Below are 19,485 nucleotides of genomic sequence, written 5' to 3' on the forward strand. Positions count from 1 at the left end.
AATTTAGGCTTAATTACATTCAAAAATAAAATTTTCTATAAAACTAGACGACCGCATTGTTTTATAGTATGAAATTAATATACCTCCTGCTGATAGCATTTTTCACAATACACTATCTCAGGCCGATCTGGAGCATAACTCGTCTCAAATTCTACTTCGCATTTTTTAGTTCCGTGAGAATGATTGGTCTTGTCGCACATACACTGCCTGTGCCAAAGTTTTAATGGATTAACTTTTTTAAATCTCTCCTGATGCCTGCACTCAAAACATTTTCTAGGCAATGGCAACTTAAATTTTTTCAAAAAAAGATATTCGTTTTGAATAATTTTATAAGGTCTTTTGCAGGAAGCGCATTCAATAACTAAATTAATGATATCCTCCTCAGTATTATTGATATGATCTGGTAAATCCTTCGCTTCACAAGTAGCACTGTATTCTGGTTTGGCCTTCTCGATATAGTTGTAACCTTCATTTAAAATATTTTCCTTAGAAAATGGAAAATAATCTTGCGCAACGGTTTCATTATAACCAAAAGGAGAAAGCTCTATTGGAAAATATTCACCATAAGAATATGAATTCCCCTTTTTATCAAAATAAGGCACCTTCGCCATCTGCTCAATAATCTGTAACCGTAATTCTTCAAATTTTTCTTTAGAATACTGTTTGTTAAAAATACAATAACTTTTATTTCGAAGACCTACACAACCAAAAATATTATTACAACCATGACAATTAAAACAATATTCAGCATTTAAACACTCCCAAACTGTTAAGGTGAATAATTGTCTAGACCCATAAACCCCAGAATCCATAGCCTCATAAATCAATTCTGATTTTTCTCCCGTACCATAAGCGTCATAACTATCTTTTTCACCATTAACCGCGTTAATCACATATTTACAATCTTTCATATCATCTTGAATGGCAAAGCAATGATGACAATTTTTGGCATGAAAAATATCATCTCCAGAAACATCGACAGAATTTATAATGTTAGCAAATCTTCTGATGGTCTTTAATTTTAGCTTTTCAAATTCTTCGCTTACTTTTTTAAAATTTTCAAAATTTCCGAGATCTAATTCTTTAAGCTTTTTATCGTACTCTTCTTTGGTCAATTGAACATTCCACATACAATTAGACTTATTGCGGAGACCAGTGCAACCAAAACAATTTATGCAGTTTTTGCAATCGTAAAGAAAATATGAGCTAGTGCAAGAGTCTGCATTATGAGAAAAAAAGGTTTCATAACATTTCAAGGAAGAAACATCTTCATAACAGAATTCGCAATCCTTTACTGTAAACATATCCATGCAATCTTTGCAGGAATTGGCGCGCGAGGAATAAGAAATATTCTCGCCTATCCAAGATGCCGATACAAGAAAGGAATTTCTGAATTCGCCGATATAATTGCCATAGGAAGTATTGACGCATCTTCCGATAAAAAGGTTTGGTTGAGGAGTTTTTTCCAACAACTCTCGAAATTGCTCAAAGAATAGCCTATTAAAATCATATTCTAAACCATAGTCCAAAGGATCCCACTCATCGCTCCACCAGATATCTCTCTCATAAATAGTAAATGGGGAATCCGATGAAAAACAACTGATCAGACTCTTGCCAGTTTTTGCGCATTTATTCCTGTGCAACGCACGTTCGTTTCGCCAAGCAAAACGCCTTTGCATTCGACAATCAGAACAAAAAGTAGGCGGTGGCACTTTTATTTTTTCGTAAAAATTAAAATCTTCTTGTTCTATCAGAAAATTTTGTTTACAATTTTGACAATTTTTTGTTTCTGCATTCATAAAATTTCTCAACTCGCCTCACCCCTTGCTTTCCCCTCTCCATTACTATGGAGAGGGGCTGGGGAGAGGTTTTCTATTCTAAAATTTTTCTTAAAACATCTTCTGGTACTTCCCTCGGCTGTAGCCCTCCTACGGGCGAAGCTGGTGTTTTTGGCTTTTGGGGAGTTTCTTCCCCTCCTTGTGAAGGAGGGGTGCCTGCCTGCCGGTCAGGCAGGGCTTCAGCCGGGGTGGTGATTTTTTTCGTAATCAAATCTTTTAATTTATTCATATTTTCCGGAGTAGCTGCGCGGTCAACACCTATTGGACTGACAGGCTTTTTTACTTCCCTCGGCTGTAGCCCGCCTATGGGCGAAGCTTGCATTTTATTTTTTAGAGAATCAAGTGAAATGGGAGTAGGTGTGGAAACAGGCGTTGGTGTGGATTTAGTTTCTTCTACTACTACTTTATTTAAAACTTCTCTTAATGCTGAATTGTCCCCATTTACTCGTTTCACAGGAGCTCCACTAATGCGAGCTGGATAAACGGGTTTGACTTTAACTGGAACTTTTTTAGTAAAAACTTTTTTTATAGACTTAAATACACTAGGCTTGCTTGCTAAAGCAATATCTTTTTCTCCTCTTTCTTGATATCTATGTTCTTCTTCAACTCCTCCATTCTTTTGTTTAAATTCTATACCTAAATCAGCCAATGGTTTATAAAATTTAGATTCATCATACTTAATTTGATCTTGCCCCCTTTTTTCCACCTTAACTTCTCCAGATTTTATTTTTGCTATACATTCCTTACAATAAACTGCTCGGCCTGGTTCAGGCTTGAAAGGTACCGTCTTTTCTAACTTACAAAGAGAACAAATTACGGGAAACTTTTCCAAATTTCCATTTCCGTTAGTGTCAGGATAATTGCCCAAGGACATTCCGCTCCAGTTATTGATTTCTCTTTCCACTGCCTCGCGAGGCCTACAATAAAGATCCCGGGATGATTTTATTACCTCTTCTTCTATTTTTTTATTACCCGACTTTACTATCGGAGGCAAAGTCCTAGCGGAAAATGGACGGGAGGTCACGCCATCGATCATCAACTTCAGATAAATTTTATAGTTTGGCAAGTTTACAATATCAGAAGGAGTGAATTCTGGATCAAATTCTTTTTCTAAAAAGTCTGCATCGTCCGAGCCGACCCTAAAAACTATCATTGTGCCGACGTTACCAAAAACAGCATCACGCACCGCAGAACTCTTATCAGAAATAAGTTGCGCAGTGTACTGGTGCGCCACCGTCAAATTCAGCCTGTATTTTCTAGCTTCAGACAAAATACCCGCAAAAGCATCCGTCACAAAGTTTTGGAATTCGTCGACATAAAGGTAAAAGTCTTTGCGGTATTCCTCAGGGATGCGCACTCGTTCCATCGCGGCTAGTTGAATCTTGGTAATGATCATTCCTCCTAATAGCCCGGAATTGTCTTCACCGATTCGTCCCTTGGAAACATTCACGAGAAAAATCTTCCCGTCATTCATAATGTCGAAAATGTTGATCGTACTTACAGATTGGCCGACGACATTGCGGATAATCGAGGTCGAAAGAAATTGCCCGACTTTGTTTTGAATCGGCGCGATGGCCTCATTTCTGAATTTATCCTGCCAAGCTTCATACTCATGGACCCAGAAGGCTTTTATAACCGGATCTTTTAGATTAGAAATTATTTTCTGGCGGTAATCTTTGTCTACAAGCATTCGGGGAATTCCAAGCAGGGTCGTTCCCGGAGTATCGAGCAATGCCAAAATACAATTATTTAAAATATATTCCATTCGGGCACTCCAAGCGTTCGCCCAGATTTTCGTAAAAATACCCATGAGTCCGGACGCTACCAGATGCTTATATTGCGGATCAATTAATTCCAAAACATTAAAACCGATATGATAATCCGTGTCTGCCGGATTAAAATAAACTACATCTTTCATTCGCTCCGGCGGAATAGCAGAAAGGACGCCTTCGACGAGTTCTCCGTGCGGATCGACTACGCAGACTCCTTCGCCGTTCTGAATATTCTGAACTATCATATTAAACATCAAGGCAGATTTACCGGTACCGGACTTTCCGAGAATATAAACATGCTGACGCCTGTCCTTGCGTTTGATGCCAAAGAGTTGATTTTTGTCGCGAAAAGATGTGAGCCCAAGATAAGTAATATCTCTATTTTTTGGTATTTCTGGCAGTTCCATATAGTTATTATTTTACAACAAAATCACAAAAACAAAAAGCCCCTTGAAGGGGCTTTTTGTAGTTACGCCTTAGGCTCTTCGCCTTCAGGACCTTTTTCTTTAAACTCAGCGTCTTTGACTTCGGCTGGTTGTTCTTCGGGAGTTCCAGCTGGAGGAGTTTCGGTCCCTGCCTTTGCCATTGCTTCTCCTATCTTAGACATTTCAGCAGAAAGTTCTTCAGTGGCTTTTTTGATCGCCTCTCCATCGGTGCCATCTTTCACCCCTCGCAACGCAGTTATCTTTGCATTCACTTCATCTTTTAATTCTGCAGGAATTTTTGCTTCATTGTCTTTGAGCGCTTTTTCTGCAGTGTAAATTATCATCTCTGCAGTGTTTTTCACTTCTGCATTTTCTTTCTTTTTCTTATCCTCTTCAGCATGAAGCTCTGCATCAGCTTGCATTTTCTTGATGTCTTCTTCCTTGAGCCCGGAACTGGCTTCGATTTTAATTGATTGAGTTTTTCCAGATGCTTTATCTTTTGCAGAAACGTTTAGGATTCCATTTACATCCACATCAAAAGCAACTTCAATCTGGGGCATGCCACGAGGAGCTGGTGGAACTCCATCTAAAATAAATCGGCCTAGAGATTTGTTGTCAGATGCCATCGGGCGTTCTCCTTGCACAATATGTATTTCTACAGAAGTTTGATTGTCAGCAGCAGTAGAAAATGTTTGGGACTTACTCGAAGGAATAGTGGTATTTCTTTCAATTAATTTTGTAGCCACTCCTCCTAAAGTCTCAATCCCTAAGGATAGAGGAATCACATCCAGAAGCAACACATCACGAACATCCCCTTGCAACACGCCTGCTTGGACGGCTGCACCGAGCGCCACGACTTCATCAGGGTTAATAGACATATTTGGAACTTTGCCGAAAAGATTTTGTACTGCAGAAACTATGGCTGGCATTCTCGTCTGACCGCCCACCATGATAATTTCATTAATTTCATTCATCTTAAATGGAGAAGCGGAAAGAGCTCTTTTAGTAATTTCAATGGATCGATCTATGTATTCCTTAGCAAGAGATTCCAACATCGCACGAGACATCTTGAGCAATAAATGCTTTGGACCAGAAGCATCAGAAGTAATAAAAGGAATATTTATTTCAGTTTCCGTAGTGGTAGAAAGTTCATGCTTAGCTTTTTCGGCAGCTTCTTTTAGTCTTTGGTGCGCCAGAGGATCTTTGATCACATCAATACCAGATTCTTTTTTATATTCTTCAGCTATCCACCCTATTATTTTTCTATCAATATCCCCTCCGCCCATATGGCTGTCTCCATCGGTGGATTTAACTTCAATAACGTCATCGCCTATTTCTAATACAGACACATCAAAAGTTCCTCCGCCGAAATCGTAAACAACTATCTTTTCATTTTTCTTTTTATTAAATCCATAAGCAAGCGCTGCAGCCGTTGGTTCGTTGATGATACGCTTTACATCGAGCCCAGCGATAGCTCCTGCATCTTTGGTCGCTTTTCTTTGGGCATCATTAAAATATGCTGGAACTGTTATTATAGCCTCAGTAATTTTTTCTCCTAACTTTGCTTCAACGTCGGCTTTTATTTTTTGTAGAATAATCGCGGAAATTTCTTCTGGTCGATAAAACTTATCTGCCATTTTTATTTTTACTCCGCCTCCATCTCCCGCTTCAATTTTAAATGAAGCTGTTTCGCGATCCTTTTGCACTTCTGGATCATCAAATCGATGTCCCATATAGCGTTTTATTTCAGCAATGGTGTTTTCTGGATTTGTAACCGCTTGTCTTTTTGCTAAAAGGCCGACGATGCGATCTCCATTTTTTGCAGTCGCTACGACAGAGGGTGTCGTACGATTGCCTTCTACATTCTCTATAATCTTCGGTGCACCGCCTTCAATGACAGCTACTGCCGAATTTGTTGTTCCTAAATCTATACCTATTATTTTTGACATATATTTTATAAGGTTAATTTATAATTTTTAATAATTTACTAATATTTCGCGACCACTAAAAACTTGTATAAACAGAGTATATATGATAACATATATCCATGTCAAGTTATTCAAGAAAAATACTTAAAAAACTAGCCGAAAGACCGGCAATTTCCGTGGAAGATTTAAAAGACCTGCCTGCCATGCCTACCGGCAGGCAGGCCGGCGAGGCAGGAAATGATACTAAAACAACCTATGCTATTTCTCGCGCCTTAAAAAATTTAGTGGAAGGCAAATATGCAGAAATTCATGAATCCGGAAGGCAAGATTACGTAAAAATTACTCCTCTTGGAAAAAATAAATTAAACACGTTGCTCTTGGAAAATGAGAGTGTGCTGGTCCCACAAAATTGGGATGGATTTTGGAGAATTATTTTGCTTGATCTTCCTGAAAGTAGAAAAAGTGAGCGCGAATCTTTACGCTACCTTTTAAAAAAAGCTGGCTTTGTCTGTCTAAAAAATTCTGCTTGGATTTCTCCCTTCCCTTTTGAACATTTGTTTGCGAACATAAAAAAAGATCTCGGGCTCACCACCGAGATAATGATCATCGTCACTGAAAATATAGACAACGAAAGTAAAAAAGTTTTATTTGAAAGTTTTGGAAAGTAGTAGCAGCAGACGTTGGACGTCTGGGAATCTTGACGTCCAACGTCTGTAACCTAGTATATCTCCTGCTGGTAGCATTTCTCGCAATAAACTATTTCCGGACGGTCGGGCGCATAACTGGTCTCAAATTCAACTTCGCATTTGCCTTTATGATTTGAATGATTTTCTTTATCGCACATGCACTGTCTTTTAAAAAAAATAGGTGGATTTCGCAACTTTAAACGTTCATAATGTCTGCAATTAATACATAAACGAGGCAATGGAAGGTTCATTCTTTTTAAGAAATCAAATTCTGTTTTAATTATGCGAAAAGCCTTCGTACATTCATGTTGACAATTTCCTTTATGAGCACATTCAATAGATTGATTCAAGATGTTCTCATCAATTTCTTTTATGTTATCTGGAATATCTTCATTTATTAATGTAATTTTATAATTTTGCTTTGAAGTTTCATACCACAAAAACCCTTTACTTTTCGCTTTTTCTTCACTTAAAGGAAAAAATTCATATGCTTGAGTAGCGTTGTACGGAAAAAAGGAAAATTTACTCGGAAAAAATTCTCCGTATTCACTTGTTTCTTTCATGTGTTTAATTATTAGAGGCACTATTTTTTCATATTCTTCTTTGGTGTATTGCTTGTTGAAGATGCAATATTGTTTATTTTTTAACGAAACACACCCAAAAAGATCTGACGAACTACTACAGAAAACACAGTAAGTCAAATTCCTTACATTCGGATAACAGTAAGCACTGAATTTAATATTCGAACTTCCATCACCAACAATAAGACTTTCATAAATAAGCTCTGCATTTTCTCCATAATTAGAATAATCGTAACAATCTTTCACTGGACCACTTAAAATATTTTGAACGAATTTACTATCTTCCACCGTCCTAACACGAAAACAATATTTTGCGTTTTTAGACCCATAGACATAATCACCGGAAACATTCATATTTTGACGGTCATGGATATATTTTTGAGGATAATTAAGCCAATGCTTATAAGCTTTGTCGCGTAAGATTTCAAAAGCTTTGTTGGAGCCCAAGTTAAATTCTGCAACTTTTTTTAAATATTCTTCTCTTGAATATTGTTTATTAAAAATACAATATGATTTATTGCGAAGATTAATTGACCCTAAACAACTATTGCATCCAATACAATCTTTACAGAAAATCATTTCTTGGCAACTTTCACAATCAACTGAAAAAAATGTTTTGTAACAAGTTGTTGTATTAACATTTCCATAACTTAATTCACATTTAGTTGTCATGTGACTGTCAAAGGATTGTTTAGAACCCGTGTCCCAAATAAGATAAGCGGAATCTTCCGTATAAGACGCTCCTCGAACGAGATAGCAATTTTTGCAGCTATGATTATTTGAACAATAATAACAATTCACCATATTGTACATAGAATGTACAGGTAGTGGTACTTTATAAAGCAAATCTTTAAACTGTTCAAAAAATGGTTTTGAAAAATTATACTCTTGACCATATTCCAAAGGATTCCAAGCATCAGAAATCCAATAATCCCGATCATATATTTTATAAGTGTTTTCTTCAGGGAAAAGTGAGAAAATTTCTTCCCCATTTAGAGCTTCCTTTTTCTTGAATAAATGCCAATCATTACGCCAAGCCATACGTCTTTGCAACCTGCATTCTGGACAAAAAGTAGGCGGTGGAACCTTTATCTTTTCATAAAAGTTAAAATCTCCCGACTCTATCGTGAAATCTTTTTGGCAATTTTGGCATATTTTGTTTTCACTGTTACTTTCCATTTTTGAAATTTCTTAGTCTATCATATATGATATGCTAATTAAATATTTAATATATCTCCTGTTGATAACACCGTTCACAGTATACAGTCTCTGGTCGGTCCGGAGCATAGTTCGTTTCAAATTCTATCTCGCATTTGCCTTTGTGATTTGAATGGTTTTCTTTGTCGCACATACATTCACGTTTATAAAGTCTTGGTAAGGGTAATTGTATAAATCTTTTGTAATGACGACAATTAGAACAAAGAACAGGAAGCGGTATATTGTGTTTCTTATAAAATTTTAGCTCATAATCCGTCAAACGAAAAGCTACATTACAATGATGGTCACACCTCCCTGCATGAGCACATCCTAAAACTTCTTTCAAAATTTCATCATTTACTTCGACTATATTGTCTGGAATTTTTTCTGTTGGTATACTAATTTTAAAATTTTTAACAATAGATTCGCGCCAAGTATAACCTTTTTTTGCTGCTTCCTCCTCTGTGATAGGAAAAAATTCCTGAGCTATAGTTTCGTTGTATCCCCAAGGAGAAAGTTCTACTGGAAAAAATTCACCATATCTATAAATCCTTCCCACCTTATCCACAAAAGGCACATTTTCCATTTGTTTTATGATCTCCTCTCGAAGTTTATTAAATTCTTCTTTTGAATAAACCCTGTTTAAAATTGCATTTTCTTTGTTTTTTAGACCGGTACAACCAAATATATCATTGCAATTGGCACAAAAATCAACATAATCCGCATCTCGCACAGAGTTATTGGCAGAATGGGAAAACTTTACATTGTAATCGTCTAAGGAACCTGTCACATACTCATACATCATCTCTGACCATCCGCTATAAGTAAAATCCATACAATCTTTTGCAACCAGAGTTCTATAGCCATATTTTACATTTTCCACATCCTCTGAATTAAAACAATTTTTACAATTTTTCACATTGGAAAGATTATTTCCTGTAGAATTTACTGAACGAATGATGTTAGCAAAACGATAAATAGCTCTTTGCTTTATCTCTTCGAATTCCTTGATTAAGATTTCACGCGAAGCCCTGCTTTGTAAATTTAATTTCTTTATCTCTTTTAAATATTCTTCTTTTGAATATTGTTTGTTGCGAATATAAAATTCTTTATTGCGCAAATTATAAGAAAGTAAGCAGTTACTACAATTTACACAATCAACCAAAAAATAAGAATCCAAACAATTTCTAGACAATAAAACGTGCTGGCAATTATAGTTTTTTTCTCCTTCAATATTCTCATATAAACTTTGTCCTTCCTTCATATTTGCGCAATCAATAATATCGCTGGACTTGTCTACTGTTGTTGAATAAAAAACATTTTCTGACCCTTTAACGACAGAAACAGATAAGTAAACATTTCTTGATTCCCCAACATAGTTCGAATAATCAGAATTAATAGAATTTCTCTGCCAAAGAGCTAACCTTGGTACAGTTTCAAGCAATTCTTTAAATTGTTCAAAAAAAGATCTAGAAAAATCATAACCCCGTCCAAAAGTAGTAGCTTCCCACGCGTCTCCATGCCAACATTCCCTACAGTAGACAGGAAAGGACACAAATTCAGCATACATTGAAATAATATTTTTTTTACACAGACTGCAGTCACGACGATACAATACCCTCTCATTACGCCAAGCAAGACGCCTAATAAATCTGCATTCCGGACAAAAAGTAGGAGGCGGTACTTTTATTTTTTCATAAAAATTAAAATCTTCTGCCTCTATGATGAAGTCTTTCTTACAGTTTTGACAAATTTTAATTTCTTGTTTCATTTTTAAGCAATATTCTGCTTGTAACATTCTTCGCAAGCGATTTTCTGATATCCCCACTCTGGCAAATAATACGCTTCAACTTCTTTTTCGCAATAAAAACACTTATACGGATATGCTTGCAAAACGGTCAAGTATTTCAAACTATTTTTTATACGCACGTCAAAATGACGACGCGGAAGCGGAATATTGTTCTCTCTATAAAAAGAGAGTTCGTTTTGGGCAATATTAAAACGCCAGCCTGTCTCCGGGCATATGAGCGCTTGAGTAATAATGGTATCTGGTACATCTTTTATGTCATCAGGCAATTCGCTTGTAGGCATTCCATCTATATGATTCTCTATGATATCTTCCCAATAACCTCCAAGTTTTAAAATATCTTCTTTTTTTGTATCTGGAAAATATAAAAAGCTTGTTGAAAAATTGAAAGGTCCTGCGCTCATAGCGTAAGGTAAAAACTTTCCATATTCTCCCCTCTTTTTCATATCAGAAACTATTTCATCTTTTAGTTTTTCATACTCTTCCTTGTCATACTGTTTATTTAAAATGCAATATTTTTTCTTCTTGAGTCCAACACAACCAAAACAATATTCACATTCAAAACAAATGTCTAAATATTCAGAATACCTGGAAGGAGACCAACTCGAATATTTGAGAGAATAACTATTTCCTTGACAGGCGCTGCAATTACCAGACAATTCCAAAAACTGACAACCATTAGAATCAATACTTGATTTTAATTCTTGCCCTCTGATACAATTTGATAAATCTTCAGAAGTTTGTATCGTATTACAATTGTGACAATTTTTTACATCTAATAAATAATTTCCATCTGAATTATGTGTTTTTAGATTAAAATTTGGCCTGTGAACTACCTCTTTTATAATTATTTCCTCAAAACGTCTTTTATATTTTTGGATAGAACCATAGGAACCTAAATTAAATGATTTTATTTTTTTTTCATATTCCTCTTTAGAATACTGAACATTTTCTATGCAATGAGATTTGTTGCGTAAATTCCAACACATAAAACAGTTTTGGCAATTTCGACAATCGTATAAAAATCTAGAGTCTATGCAATCACGAGAATGTTTGGAATAAAAAAGTTTATAAGAGTTAAAGCAATCTGAGGAATCATAACTTTTTTCGCAAAAAAAACCAACAATCATATCAAAAGAATTCTTTACTCCTATATTTCTATATGAATAATACAAATCTTCACAATCCACCATCGAACGAGATAAATAACAATTTTTTGAATTCCAAACATCATCGCACCAATCACAACCAGTATTCTTTATACCTCCTTGGTGTGGGTGAGGAATTTTTTCTTGAAGTTCTTGTAATTGCTCAAAAAAAGGCTTACTAGAATTATAATCCATTCCATAATCCATCGCGTCCCATTTGTCGCTGTACCATTCGTTTAAAGTATAGATCGGGTATCTGCTTTTTTCCGGCAAAACAGTGATCAAGCTCTCTCCTGAAAGGTCTGATTTGCCTTTGCGGAATTTTCCAAACATCCAAAAAGATAAATGTAATTTTACTCGACAGAAAAAACAAAGCGTTGGCAGTTCAATATCAACTTTTTTATATAAAGATAATTCCTCTTCTGTAATTGTGAAGTCTTGCTGGCAGTGTTCACAAATTTTATGTTGCTGATTCTTTGTATTCATATACATTGACTCTCGCAGGGCGTATCACGCGTTCACCTAGTTTGTAACCTTTCTGAATCACATTGGCGACTGTGTGGTCTTGTTCTTTTTTGTTTGTCTCCACTGCTTCGATAGACTGATGAATATTCGGATCAAAATTCTCTCCGGTTTCGCCTATTGCTTTCACTCCATACTCTTCAAAGATTGCATTCATTTGCGCGTAAATATATTCGACGCCCTTTCTCCAATTGTCGTCTACTTTCTCCCAAGCTTCTTTGTTTGCAAAAGCCATATCAAAACTATCAGAGACTGTTAGGAAACGAGTCAAAATTCTTTCTCGCATCGCTTCTGAAAAAATCGCTTTCCGATCTTCTTCTTGCCTTCGATAATTGGCAAATTCTGCCCGCTCTTTCTGCCAGCCTGTCAAATATTCCTCTTTTTCGACTTTGCACGCCTTCAAATCAGCCCTGAATTTCTTAAGAGTCTTCTTTAAATCTTCTTCCCCGTCTTCATTGAATTCAAACTCTAAAACTTCAGAATCGTCTTGTTTTATAGGCTCAATATTCTCTTGTTCCTTCTTTTCTTCGTCTGGCATGAACTCATATTATCATAAAAATAAAAAAATAAAAAATAATGTTTTTAAGGGGTTTTGAGCGCGACGGCGCGAAAACTTCAGGATTTTTTAAGCTTCAAAAAATCCGTACCGACAAAAACATTATTTTTTATTTTTAGATAATTATCGTTTAGACCACTGCGGAGCTTTGCGAGCTTTTTTGAGGCCGAATTTTCTGCGTTCTTTTGCTCTAGGGTCGCGTTTTAGGAAACCTAATTTTTTCAAACTTTCGCGCAAAGTAGAGTCTGATTCAATAAGAGCTCGAGCAAGTCCATGACAGACTGCCTCGGCTTGGGAATGAATTCCCCCGCCGCAAACATGCGCTTCTACGCTCCATTTTATGTCTGGCTTGGTTCCGCCGGTTGATGTTCCTTTCATTATTGGATCCAAGATTAAACGACGCTGATCTTCCGTTTTAAAATATTCTCTAGCATCTTTGTCATTAACCACAAAACTGGCTTTGGATGCTTCGGTAATGCGTACTCTGGCAGTGGAAGTCTTTCTCCTCCCTACGGCTTCGATATATTTTTCTTTTTTTACTGTATCTTTATCCATAAATTATTAGTCTTCAATTGTTAAATTTTTCATCATCATTCTTCTTAATTTATTTCCTGGAAGCATTTGAAATGTTGCAAGCTTGATCAGCTCTTTTAATCCTTTTTTCTCTGCGGTTTCTGTGCCTTTTAAAATACGAAGCCCGCCGGGGATACCCGAATATCTGGTGTGATAAATTTCAGCTAATTTTTTTGGGGTGATGCGAAGCTTGCTCGCATTGATTATTTTTACAGGAAGACCGCAGTACTTATTGCGTTCAAAAGTCGCTTTGGTCTTGCCCATCAAAGACATAGCAACTTCGCTCGCCACTCTGCCTAGGGTTCTACCACCAGCATCTATTGTTTTTACCTCTCTCATTTCTTTTGCATCCTTGGCTTTTTTTGTTTTATTTTTTTCTGTTTTCATTTTTCAAAATTATATCAAAATAACTCTAGACAAATTCTATTATTGCCATCTTGGTGCCATCCGACTTTCTAGCCCCTAATTTTAAAATTCTCGTATAACCGCCTTTTTTATCAGCATATCTCGGAGCAATAACACCAAAAAGTTTTTTAACTTCAACACTACGATTCGAAAGCCTTGCAATTATTAATCTGCGCGTAGCCAAACTGCCTCCCTTTGCTCGAGTCACAAGCTTCTCCATAAATGGTCGCAATTCGCGAGCTTTAGGTTCGGTCGTTTTTATTTTTTCGCGCACAATCAAATTGAGCGCTAAAGAATTCAAAAGCGCTTTCTTTTGGTTTTTGTTTCTGCCGAATTTTCTTGTATTGTTGTGGTGTCGCATATTATTCTTTTAAATTCAAACCAAATTTATTTAAAACTTTTTTAATTTCGGTAATGCCTTTTTCTCCTATTCCCTCAATCTCAAGCAGGTCGTCTCTCTTTTTTCGAGCTAGGCCTCCCAAGGTTCGAATATTTGCGGAAGTAAGCGCATTTAATGTTCTAGTAGAGAGATCTAGGCTGTCCGTACGAGTTTTTAGGACATCGACAAAATCAGCCCCTTTTTTGTCTTCATCGTCATCTTTCTTATCTTTCCCGACCTTTGTCGGGATCCCGACTACGGTCGGGACTTCATCTAGAGGTTCCTTGAAATCAATAATGGCTTTCAGTTGATTTATCATAATTTCGATAGAGCGAGAAAGAGCTTCTCGAGCAGAGAGAGTGCCATCCGTCTCAATTGAAATTCTTAGACGATTGTGGTTTGTTTTATCACCGACGCGCATATTTTCAACTTCATAAGAAACTCTGCGAATGGGAGAGAAGATCGCATCAACGGCAATGGTGCCAACGTCCAATTTTTCTTTTTGAAAGGCTTCTTTGGCGATAAAGCCCAAGCCTTTTTCTATTTTCATCTCTACGTTCAAATTTATTTTACCAGTAACTTCGGCTATGTGAAGTTCAGGATTTAAAATTTCTACTTGGCCTCCGGTTTTTATGTCTCCTGCTAAAACATCCTTAGGGCCTTTTATGGAAAGTGTGACTATCTGAGGCTCGTCGGAAATCATTTTGAAACGGACTTTCTTTAAGTTTAAAATCATTACGATAACGTCTTCCTTGATTCCATCCATTGTTTGAAATTCATGGCTTACTCCATCTATCTTGATGGAAGTGATGCTGGCGCCTGGAAGAGAAGAAAGAATTATCCTTCTAAGACTGTTCCCTAGCGTATGGCCATATCCGGGAGACAAACCATCTATTTCAAATATTCCTTTATTGCCTTCCTCTAAAACAACGCGAGGTTTTGAAGGCATAATTATTTTATATTCAGGCATAATACTTTTTATAATTAATTTGTAATAATATTTATTTGCCTCACTCCTTTCAATAGGAAGGGCATACTAATTTAACGACTGTAAAATTCAAGAACGGCATTAATATTAAGAAACGTTTCAATATTTTTCGGTTTGGCTAAAATACGCCCTTCCATATTATTTAAATCAAAACTGACCCAAGTCGGCGCCGTATAATCCTTTAATTTTTCTGCGAGATTGCTGAAAATTTTCTTGCCTTTGCTTCCTTCGCGAATTTTTATCACATCTCCCATCTTTACCTCGAAAGAAGGAACAGTCACCCGGTGATTATTTACAACAAAGTGTCCGTGAGAAACCATTTGTCTGGCTGCACGTCGAGAGGCTGCAAGACCCATTCGATAAACCACATTATCTAGACGAGATTCCAGTCTTTCGTAAAGTTTGTCTGCGGTTCCGGCGCCTTTAACGCTGGAAACTTTTTTAACATAATTGGAAAACTGGCGTTCTGATATGCCATATGAAAATCGTATCTTTTGCTTCTCGATAAGCTGAACACCGTACTCAGTAGGAGCTTTCGGACGTTTTCCTCCAGAAAAGGATTTTGAAGATGCAGCTGAAAATTTAGAAGTCTGACATTTATCATAAACGCCTGGACCAAGTCTTCTACATATTTTAAATTTGGGTTTTGTTATCATAAATTTTTTATACTCTTCTAGGTTTCTTAGCTTTTGGTCCATTATGAGGAACTGGTGTTGCATCTAATATAGAAGTAATTTCTATACCATGAGCCATAAAAGCTCGCACAGCAGGTTCCCTCCCGGACCCTACTCCTAAAATAACAGCGTCAGCATCTTTTACGCCCAAGGCTTCTGCCTTGCCGCCGACAATATCTCCCACCTTGGAAGCCGCAAACGGGGTTCCTTTCTTAGCACCCCTAAAACCTAAACTGCCGGCACTTGACCAAAATAATGTATTGCCTAATTTGTCCGAAAAAAGAACTTTGGTATTATTAAATGTGGCTTCAACATGCAGCACACCAGAACTAATTTTCTTTTTGGCTGTTTTTCCTGCCTGTCCGGTAGGCAGGGATGAAACTTTTTTTGTTTCTTCTGCTGCAGTTTCTTCTTTATTTATTTCTGTTGCTATTTTATCTTTGGCCATTTGTTTTTTAATTATCAATTACGAATTACGAATTTCAAATTATTAATTCGTAATTTTTAATTCCTCATTGATTACGTCTTACTTTCTTTTCTCTTTCCTGAAGCCATTGTTTTTCTGACGTTCCCTCTAATCGTTCTAGAATTTGTTTTAGTGCGTTGTCCGCGAACTGGCAATCTTTTCATGTGACGTACTCCCCGGTAACTCTTTATATCTTTCAATCTTTTTATATTTGAAGCTATCTCTCTTTTTAAATTTCCTTCAATTGATATTTTCTCCACAATAGAACGAATGTTATTCTCTTCATCTAAGGTCAAATCTTTGGCTTTTTTCCCATGGTCAATATTTGCTTGATCTAAAATTTTACGAGCAGAAGAAATACCAATACCATACAGGCAAGTTAAACCTATCTCTAATCTTTTTTCATTTGGCACTGTAATTCCTAATATTCTCATATAAATTATTGTTTTTGTTTATGTTTAGGGTTGGAGCAAATTATCTTCAAATGCCTGGCTCTTTTAACCATTTTACAATTGGCACAAATTTTTTTTACTGCTGATTTTATTTTCATAAAAATTTCGAAAATTCAAATAATAAACAAGAAAAACAAGGAGAATACCCTTATTTTTCAATACTATAACTTTTTAAAACCTACAATTAATATAATACACTATTCTTTAAAAAAACACAACCTGTCTGTCGGCAGGCAGGCTCCTTTTACAATCTTTTAATTATTCTACCTTTTCCGCCATAAGGATCCAGCACCATCTCGACGGAATCTCCAATCAAAACTTTAATTCTGTGCATCCGCATTTTTCCTCCCAAATATGCTAAAATTTCTTTCTCCTCATCATTTACTCTTACTCTAAATAAAGTAGAGGGCAAAGCCTCAGTGACGATTCCTCGCGCTGTTTGTAATTTTTCCTGCCTGCCGGCAGGCAGGTCTTTTCGGAAGTCACTCATGTATATGCCACAATTATAGTAAAATTAAACATTGGAGTCAAGATGGCAATCAATTTTACTTTGTATAATCCATCACCACTTTAATATTTTTAATTTTACTTGGAAGAGAAGATATCCACGGAGGACTCAATTTTACGAGCGCTGAATCAATATTCGGATATTTTAATAAAATTTGGTTAAAATCTTTTTTGGGTTTGTTTAATAAATCGGTGGTAAATTTATCCGCATCAAGTTTCCAAACAATTTTTGCGGGACCAGATAAATTAAAATCTATATTTTTCACGCTATCAAATAAAATATTCTCTTTATTGACAAGAGAAAAAGTCAGATCTTTGATGTTCGGTATGTACACATCGCTATTGTCATAATTTTCAATATTGTCTTTTGAAATTTTTTGGGTTAATTTCTGTTCATTAAAAATAATACCGTAAAGAGTACCTGGAAGAGTTAGAACTACTGAACCATCGGGAGACACCGGACCAGCTATAAGATCATCGGTTTTTATAAAAGTGGCGTCTTTGTATAACAAAAATCCTGGAATTTGGCTCGAAATTTCATTAAAAAGTTTACTTTCTAAAATTGTCTTTAACTCCCCCTCTGTTTCTATTTTTTGTAAATCACTAACTTGACGAGACTTACCGACAATCCCACCAGTTATATCTCCCATAGATCTACCATAGAACTTTTCATACTTAGCTGTTCCCTTAAAACCAAAAATTTTAAAATCAAGCGGAGAACTATTGTAATCCGCCCCCTCTTTCTCTGCGTAAATATCGACACTAACCTGCCCCGGAGTGCCATTTTTACTCATTCCTGGAATTACTACCTTAGATATTATTTTATAAATTTTTCCATTTGATCCGTCTAGACGGGTATCTACGCTGAGTATCTGAGAAGCTGAGCTGTATTTATTATAAAGAATAACTGTACCTTTTGCTTTTTCATAAAAATCTCCTTCTTCTAAAAAAATCGTTTTTGACACATCTCTTGAAATGTGGGTAAGCTCGAAAGGTAAAGTATCGGCATTCTCGTCGAGGCTAGCAGATAAATTTTTATTTAAAACAATATCTTTAGTTTTTAAACTCACCGAAACTTCCGCTTTTGCAAATAAAAACGAAAATGCAAAAAAACAAAATATTATGGACGCCAATGCCACGAGCCAAAGCATGTAGCGATATTTATTTCCCGAAGGCTTCGTACCAACATCTGCCAAATAATCTATGCGCTCCGTCTTTGTCGGTTCTTTTTTAATAAGACGCCTTTTATTATTTTTTACTCGAACCATGTCTTCCAAAAGGTGCTTGGACATAATTATTTTGAAATTAAGAAACGATTAATGTAAACAGAATCAATAATCAGAGAAGCTTCGAGAGGCATATTATTTTTCAATATTGTAATCCCGTTGAGAATTTCTGCATTTAAAAAAATAATTTTGAATTTTGATTCTGTTAAAGTATATTGGCTAAACTGTTCTGTTTTAATTGTTTCAGAAAAAAAATCTGTAAAATCTTTATCGACTACTATAAAAATAGTAGAGGGAATAGAAATATCATTCGACAAATTAGCTAAGGAATTTTGAAATTCCTTTAACCACTCTGTCCTAAGCTTATTTAAAACTGAAGCAAGTTTTTTAGCTACAGATTCTTCTGCGTGGCCGTTTTTAAAAAGAGAGATAAAAGACTCAGCTTCATTCATAGAGCAACCCAGCTCCGAAGCGACACCACGTATTAAAAAATTGCACCCGAGAGGAAAAGACGCAGACTCGCGCAGGGTATTCTTCTTTATCATAGAAATGTCCGTCATCTCACCGCCTATTTTTAATAAAAGGAAATTCTCTTGTTCTAAATACATATCGCGCACTATTGTAAAAAAAGATAATAAGAACGAAGCAAATTTTATTTGTTTGAAATGAAAATATTTGCTTATCGTATCCTCGATTTTCTTTAGCACTTGTTCCCCGCTCATCGAAACAAAAATATTCATCTCTAATTCTTTGGTTTTTTTATTTAGAGATTGAGGCGCTTCGTAGCCGTTTAATAGTATTTTGATATTTTTCAATTCAATCATTCGAACTCTGTTGTCGGAATTGCCGTATTTCAACATATGTTCTTCTTCAAAAAGTTTTATTTCTTTTTGTATTAATTCATCAGCCAATTTTTCAGTAAACACAAAAGGAGTGTTTTTTTTCAAATTAATTATCCTCGTCTGAGAAATACACCAAGGAGAAGACAACACGCAAAATATCTCTGAAGGCGCGCCTAGGCCTGCTTTATAAATTTTTTCAACGACAATTTCTAAAGATTTTATTGTGGATGATAAAAAATTATCGATATCAACTTTTTCTTCTATTTTTATCGGTTCTTTAACGGAGAAAATTATTTTTGGAATTCCAGAGCTTTGCGCCTCAAAAATCGCTCCGTCCACAGAAGAAGAACTGACATTGAAAACTAGCATCAATTTATTTTTTTCTTGAAGTTTAGAAAAAATACCCATGTAAGGTAATTATAACAACAAATAGCAAACATAAACAAGTATATTTTAGTACAATTGACTTTTATTTTGATTAGTAATATACCTTTACTAGATCACCCTTGACAA

Annotated in this window: 18 protein-coding genes and 1 pseudogene; 1 reads left to right on the top strand and 18 read right to left on the bottom strand. The window is 35.9% G+C overall.

Annotated features, from left to right (window positions below; all coding sequences use genetic code 11):
• Positions 1 to 74: 74 nt before the first annotated feature.
• The 3 genes and pseudogenes from PHT16_03220 to dnaK form a co-directional block, all read right to left on the bottom strand.
• Positions 75 to 1,799: a hypothetical protein gene (locus PHT16_03220; protein MDD5721430.1), complete on the bottom strand. Its 1,725-nt coding sequence runs from the start codon at positions 1,797 to 1,799 to the stop codon at positions 75 to 77.
• Positions 1,800 to 1,872: 73 nt separating this feature from the next.
• Positions 1,873 to 4,017, bottom strand: coding sequence for a type IV secretion system DNA-binding domain-containing protein (locus PHT16_03225; GenBank protein ID MDD5721431.1), 2,145 nt, complete (start codon positions 4,015 to 4,017; stop codon positions 1,873 to 1,875).
• A 104-nt stretch (positions 4,018 to 4,121) separates the two neighbouring features.
• A pseudogene (dnaK, locus tag PHT16_03230) lies at positions 4,122 to 5,984 on the bottom strand (molecular chaperone DnaK).
• Positions 5,985 to 6,082: 98 nt separating this feature from the next.
• Between dnaK and PHT16_03235 the strand changes: the two are divergent.
• Positions 6,083 to 6,631 carry a hypothetical protein gene (locus PHT16_03235; GenBank protein ID MDD5721432.1) on the top strand — a complete coding sequence of 183 codons (549 nt, stop codon included), beginning with the start codon at positions 6,083 to 6,085 and terminating at the stop codon, positions 6,629 to 6,631.
• Between the two features lie 50 nt (positions 6,632 to 6,681).
• On the opposite strand, the gene PHT16_03240 is transcribed toward PHT16_03235, so the two are convergent.
• From PHT16_03240 to PHT16_03310, 15 genes are all read right to left on the bottom strand, one after another.
• Positions 6,682 to 8,409: a hypothetical protein gene (locus tag PHT16_03240; GenBank protein MDD5721433.1), complete on the bottom strand. Its 1,728-nt coding sequence runs from the start codon at positions 8,407 to 8,409 to the stop codon at positions 6,682 to 6,684.
• Positions 8,410 to 8,455: 46 nt separating this feature from the next.
• Entirely contained in the window at positions 8,456 to 10,198 is a 1,743-nt protein-coding gene (locus PHT16_03245; protein ID MDD5721434.1) for a hypothetical protein, read from the bottom strand.
• Positions 10,199 to 10,200: 2 nt separating this feature from the next.
• Positions 10,201 to 11,868: a hypothetical protein gene (locus PHT16_03250; GenBank protein MDD5721435.1), complete on the bottom strand. Its 1,668-nt coding sequence runs from the start codon at positions 11,866 to 11,868 to the stop codon at positions 10,201 to 10,203.
• On the bottom strand, positions 11,843 to 12,442 hold the full coding sequence (locus PHT16_03255; GenBank protein MDD5721436.1) for a nucleotide exchange factor GrpE: 600 nt from the start codon (positions 12,440 to 12,442) through the stop codon (positions 11,843 to 11,845). Before PHT16_03255 ends, PHT16_03250 begins: the two co-directional genes overlap by 26 nt.
• Before the next feature lie 141 nt (positions 12,443 to 12,583).
• A complete protein-coding gene (gene rpsI / locus PHT16_03260; GenBank protein MDD5721437.1) occupies positions 12,584 to 13,015 on the bottom strand; it encodes a 30S ribosomal protein S9 in 432 nt (143 codons plus the stop codon).
• Positions 13,016 to 13,021: 6 nt separating this feature from the next.
• Positions 13,022 to 13,420, bottom strand: coding sequence for an uL13 family ribosomal protein (locus PHT16_03265; GenBank protein ID MDD5721438.1), 399 nt, complete (start codon positions 13,418 to 13,420; stop codon positions 13,022 to 13,024).
• A gap of 25 nt (positions 13,421 to 13,445) precedes the next feature.
• A complete protein-coding gene (gene rplQ / locus PHT16_03270; protein ID MDD5721439.1) occupies positions 13,446 to 13,799 on the bottom strand; it encodes a 50S ribosomal protein L17 in 354 nt (117 codons plus the stop codon).
• Between the two features lies 1 nt (position 13,800).
• The gene (locus PHT16_03275; protein MDD5721440.1) at positions 13,801 to 14,787 is read right to left on the bottom strand and encodes a DNA-directed RNA polymerase subunit alpha; all 987 of its coding nucleotides are present in this window, start codon (positions 14,785 to 14,787) and stop codon (positions 13,801 to 13,803) included.
• Between the two features lie 71 nt (positions 14,788 to 14,858).
• Positions 14,859 to 15,461: a 30S ribosomal protein S4 gene (rpsD, locus tag PHT16_03280; GenBank protein MDD5721441.1), complete on the bottom strand. Its 603-nt coding sequence runs from the start codon at positions 15,459 to 15,461 to the stop codon at positions 14,859 to 14,861.
• 7 nt (positions 15,462 to 15,468) lie between these two features.
• Positions 15,469 to 15,927 carry a 30S ribosomal protein S11 gene (gene rpsK, locus PHT16_03285; protein MDD5721442.1) on the bottom strand — a complete coding sequence of 153 codons (459 nt, stop codon included), beginning with the start codon at positions 15,925 to 15,927 and terminating at the stop codon, positions 15,469 to 15,471.
• A gap of 71 nt (positions 15,928 to 15,998) precedes the next feature.
• A complete protein-coding gene (gene rpsM, locus PHT16_03290; protein ID MDD5721443.1) occupies positions 15,999 to 16,379 on the bottom strand; it encodes a 30S ribosomal protein S13 in 381 nt (126 codons plus the stop codon).
• Positions 16,380 to 16,384: 5 nt separating this feature from the next.
• Positions 16,385 to 16,495: a 50S ribosomal protein L36 gene (rpmJ, locus tag PHT16_03295; GenBank protein MDD5721444.1), complete on the bottom strand. Its 111-nt coding sequence runs from the start codon at positions 16,493 to 16,495 to the stop codon at positions 16,385 to 16,387.
• A 146-nt stretch (positions 16,496 to 16,641) separates the two neighbouring features.
• Complete coding sequence (infA, locus tag PHT16_03300) at positions 16,642 to 16,887, bottom strand: translation initiation factor IF-1 (GenBank protein MDD5721445.1); 246 nt, start codon at positions 16,885 to 16,887, stop codon at positions 16,642 to 16,644.
• 55 nt (positions 16,888 to 16,942) lie between these two features.
• On the bottom strand, positions 16,943 to 18,196 hold the full coding sequence (locus tag PHT16_03305) for a hypothetical protein (protein ID MDD5721446.1): 1,254 nt from the start codon (positions 18,194 to 18,196) through the stop codon (positions 16,943 to 16,945).
• 2 nt (positions 18,197 to 18,198) lie between these two features.
• Positions 18,199 to 19,380 (bottom strand): cell division FtsA domain-containing protein, encoded by a 1,182-nt coding sequence (locus PHT16_03310; GenBank protein MDD5721447.1) that lies wholly within the window; start codon positions 19,378 to 19,380, stop codon positions 18,199 to 18,201.
• Between the last annotated feature and the right edge of the window lie 105 nt (positions 19,381 to 19,485).

The sequence above is a fragment of the Candidatus Paceibacterota bacterium genome, from assembly GCA_028718635.1.
Lineage (GTDB): Bacteria > Patescibacteriota > Minisyncoccia > Phycocordibacterales > UBA9973 > UBA9973.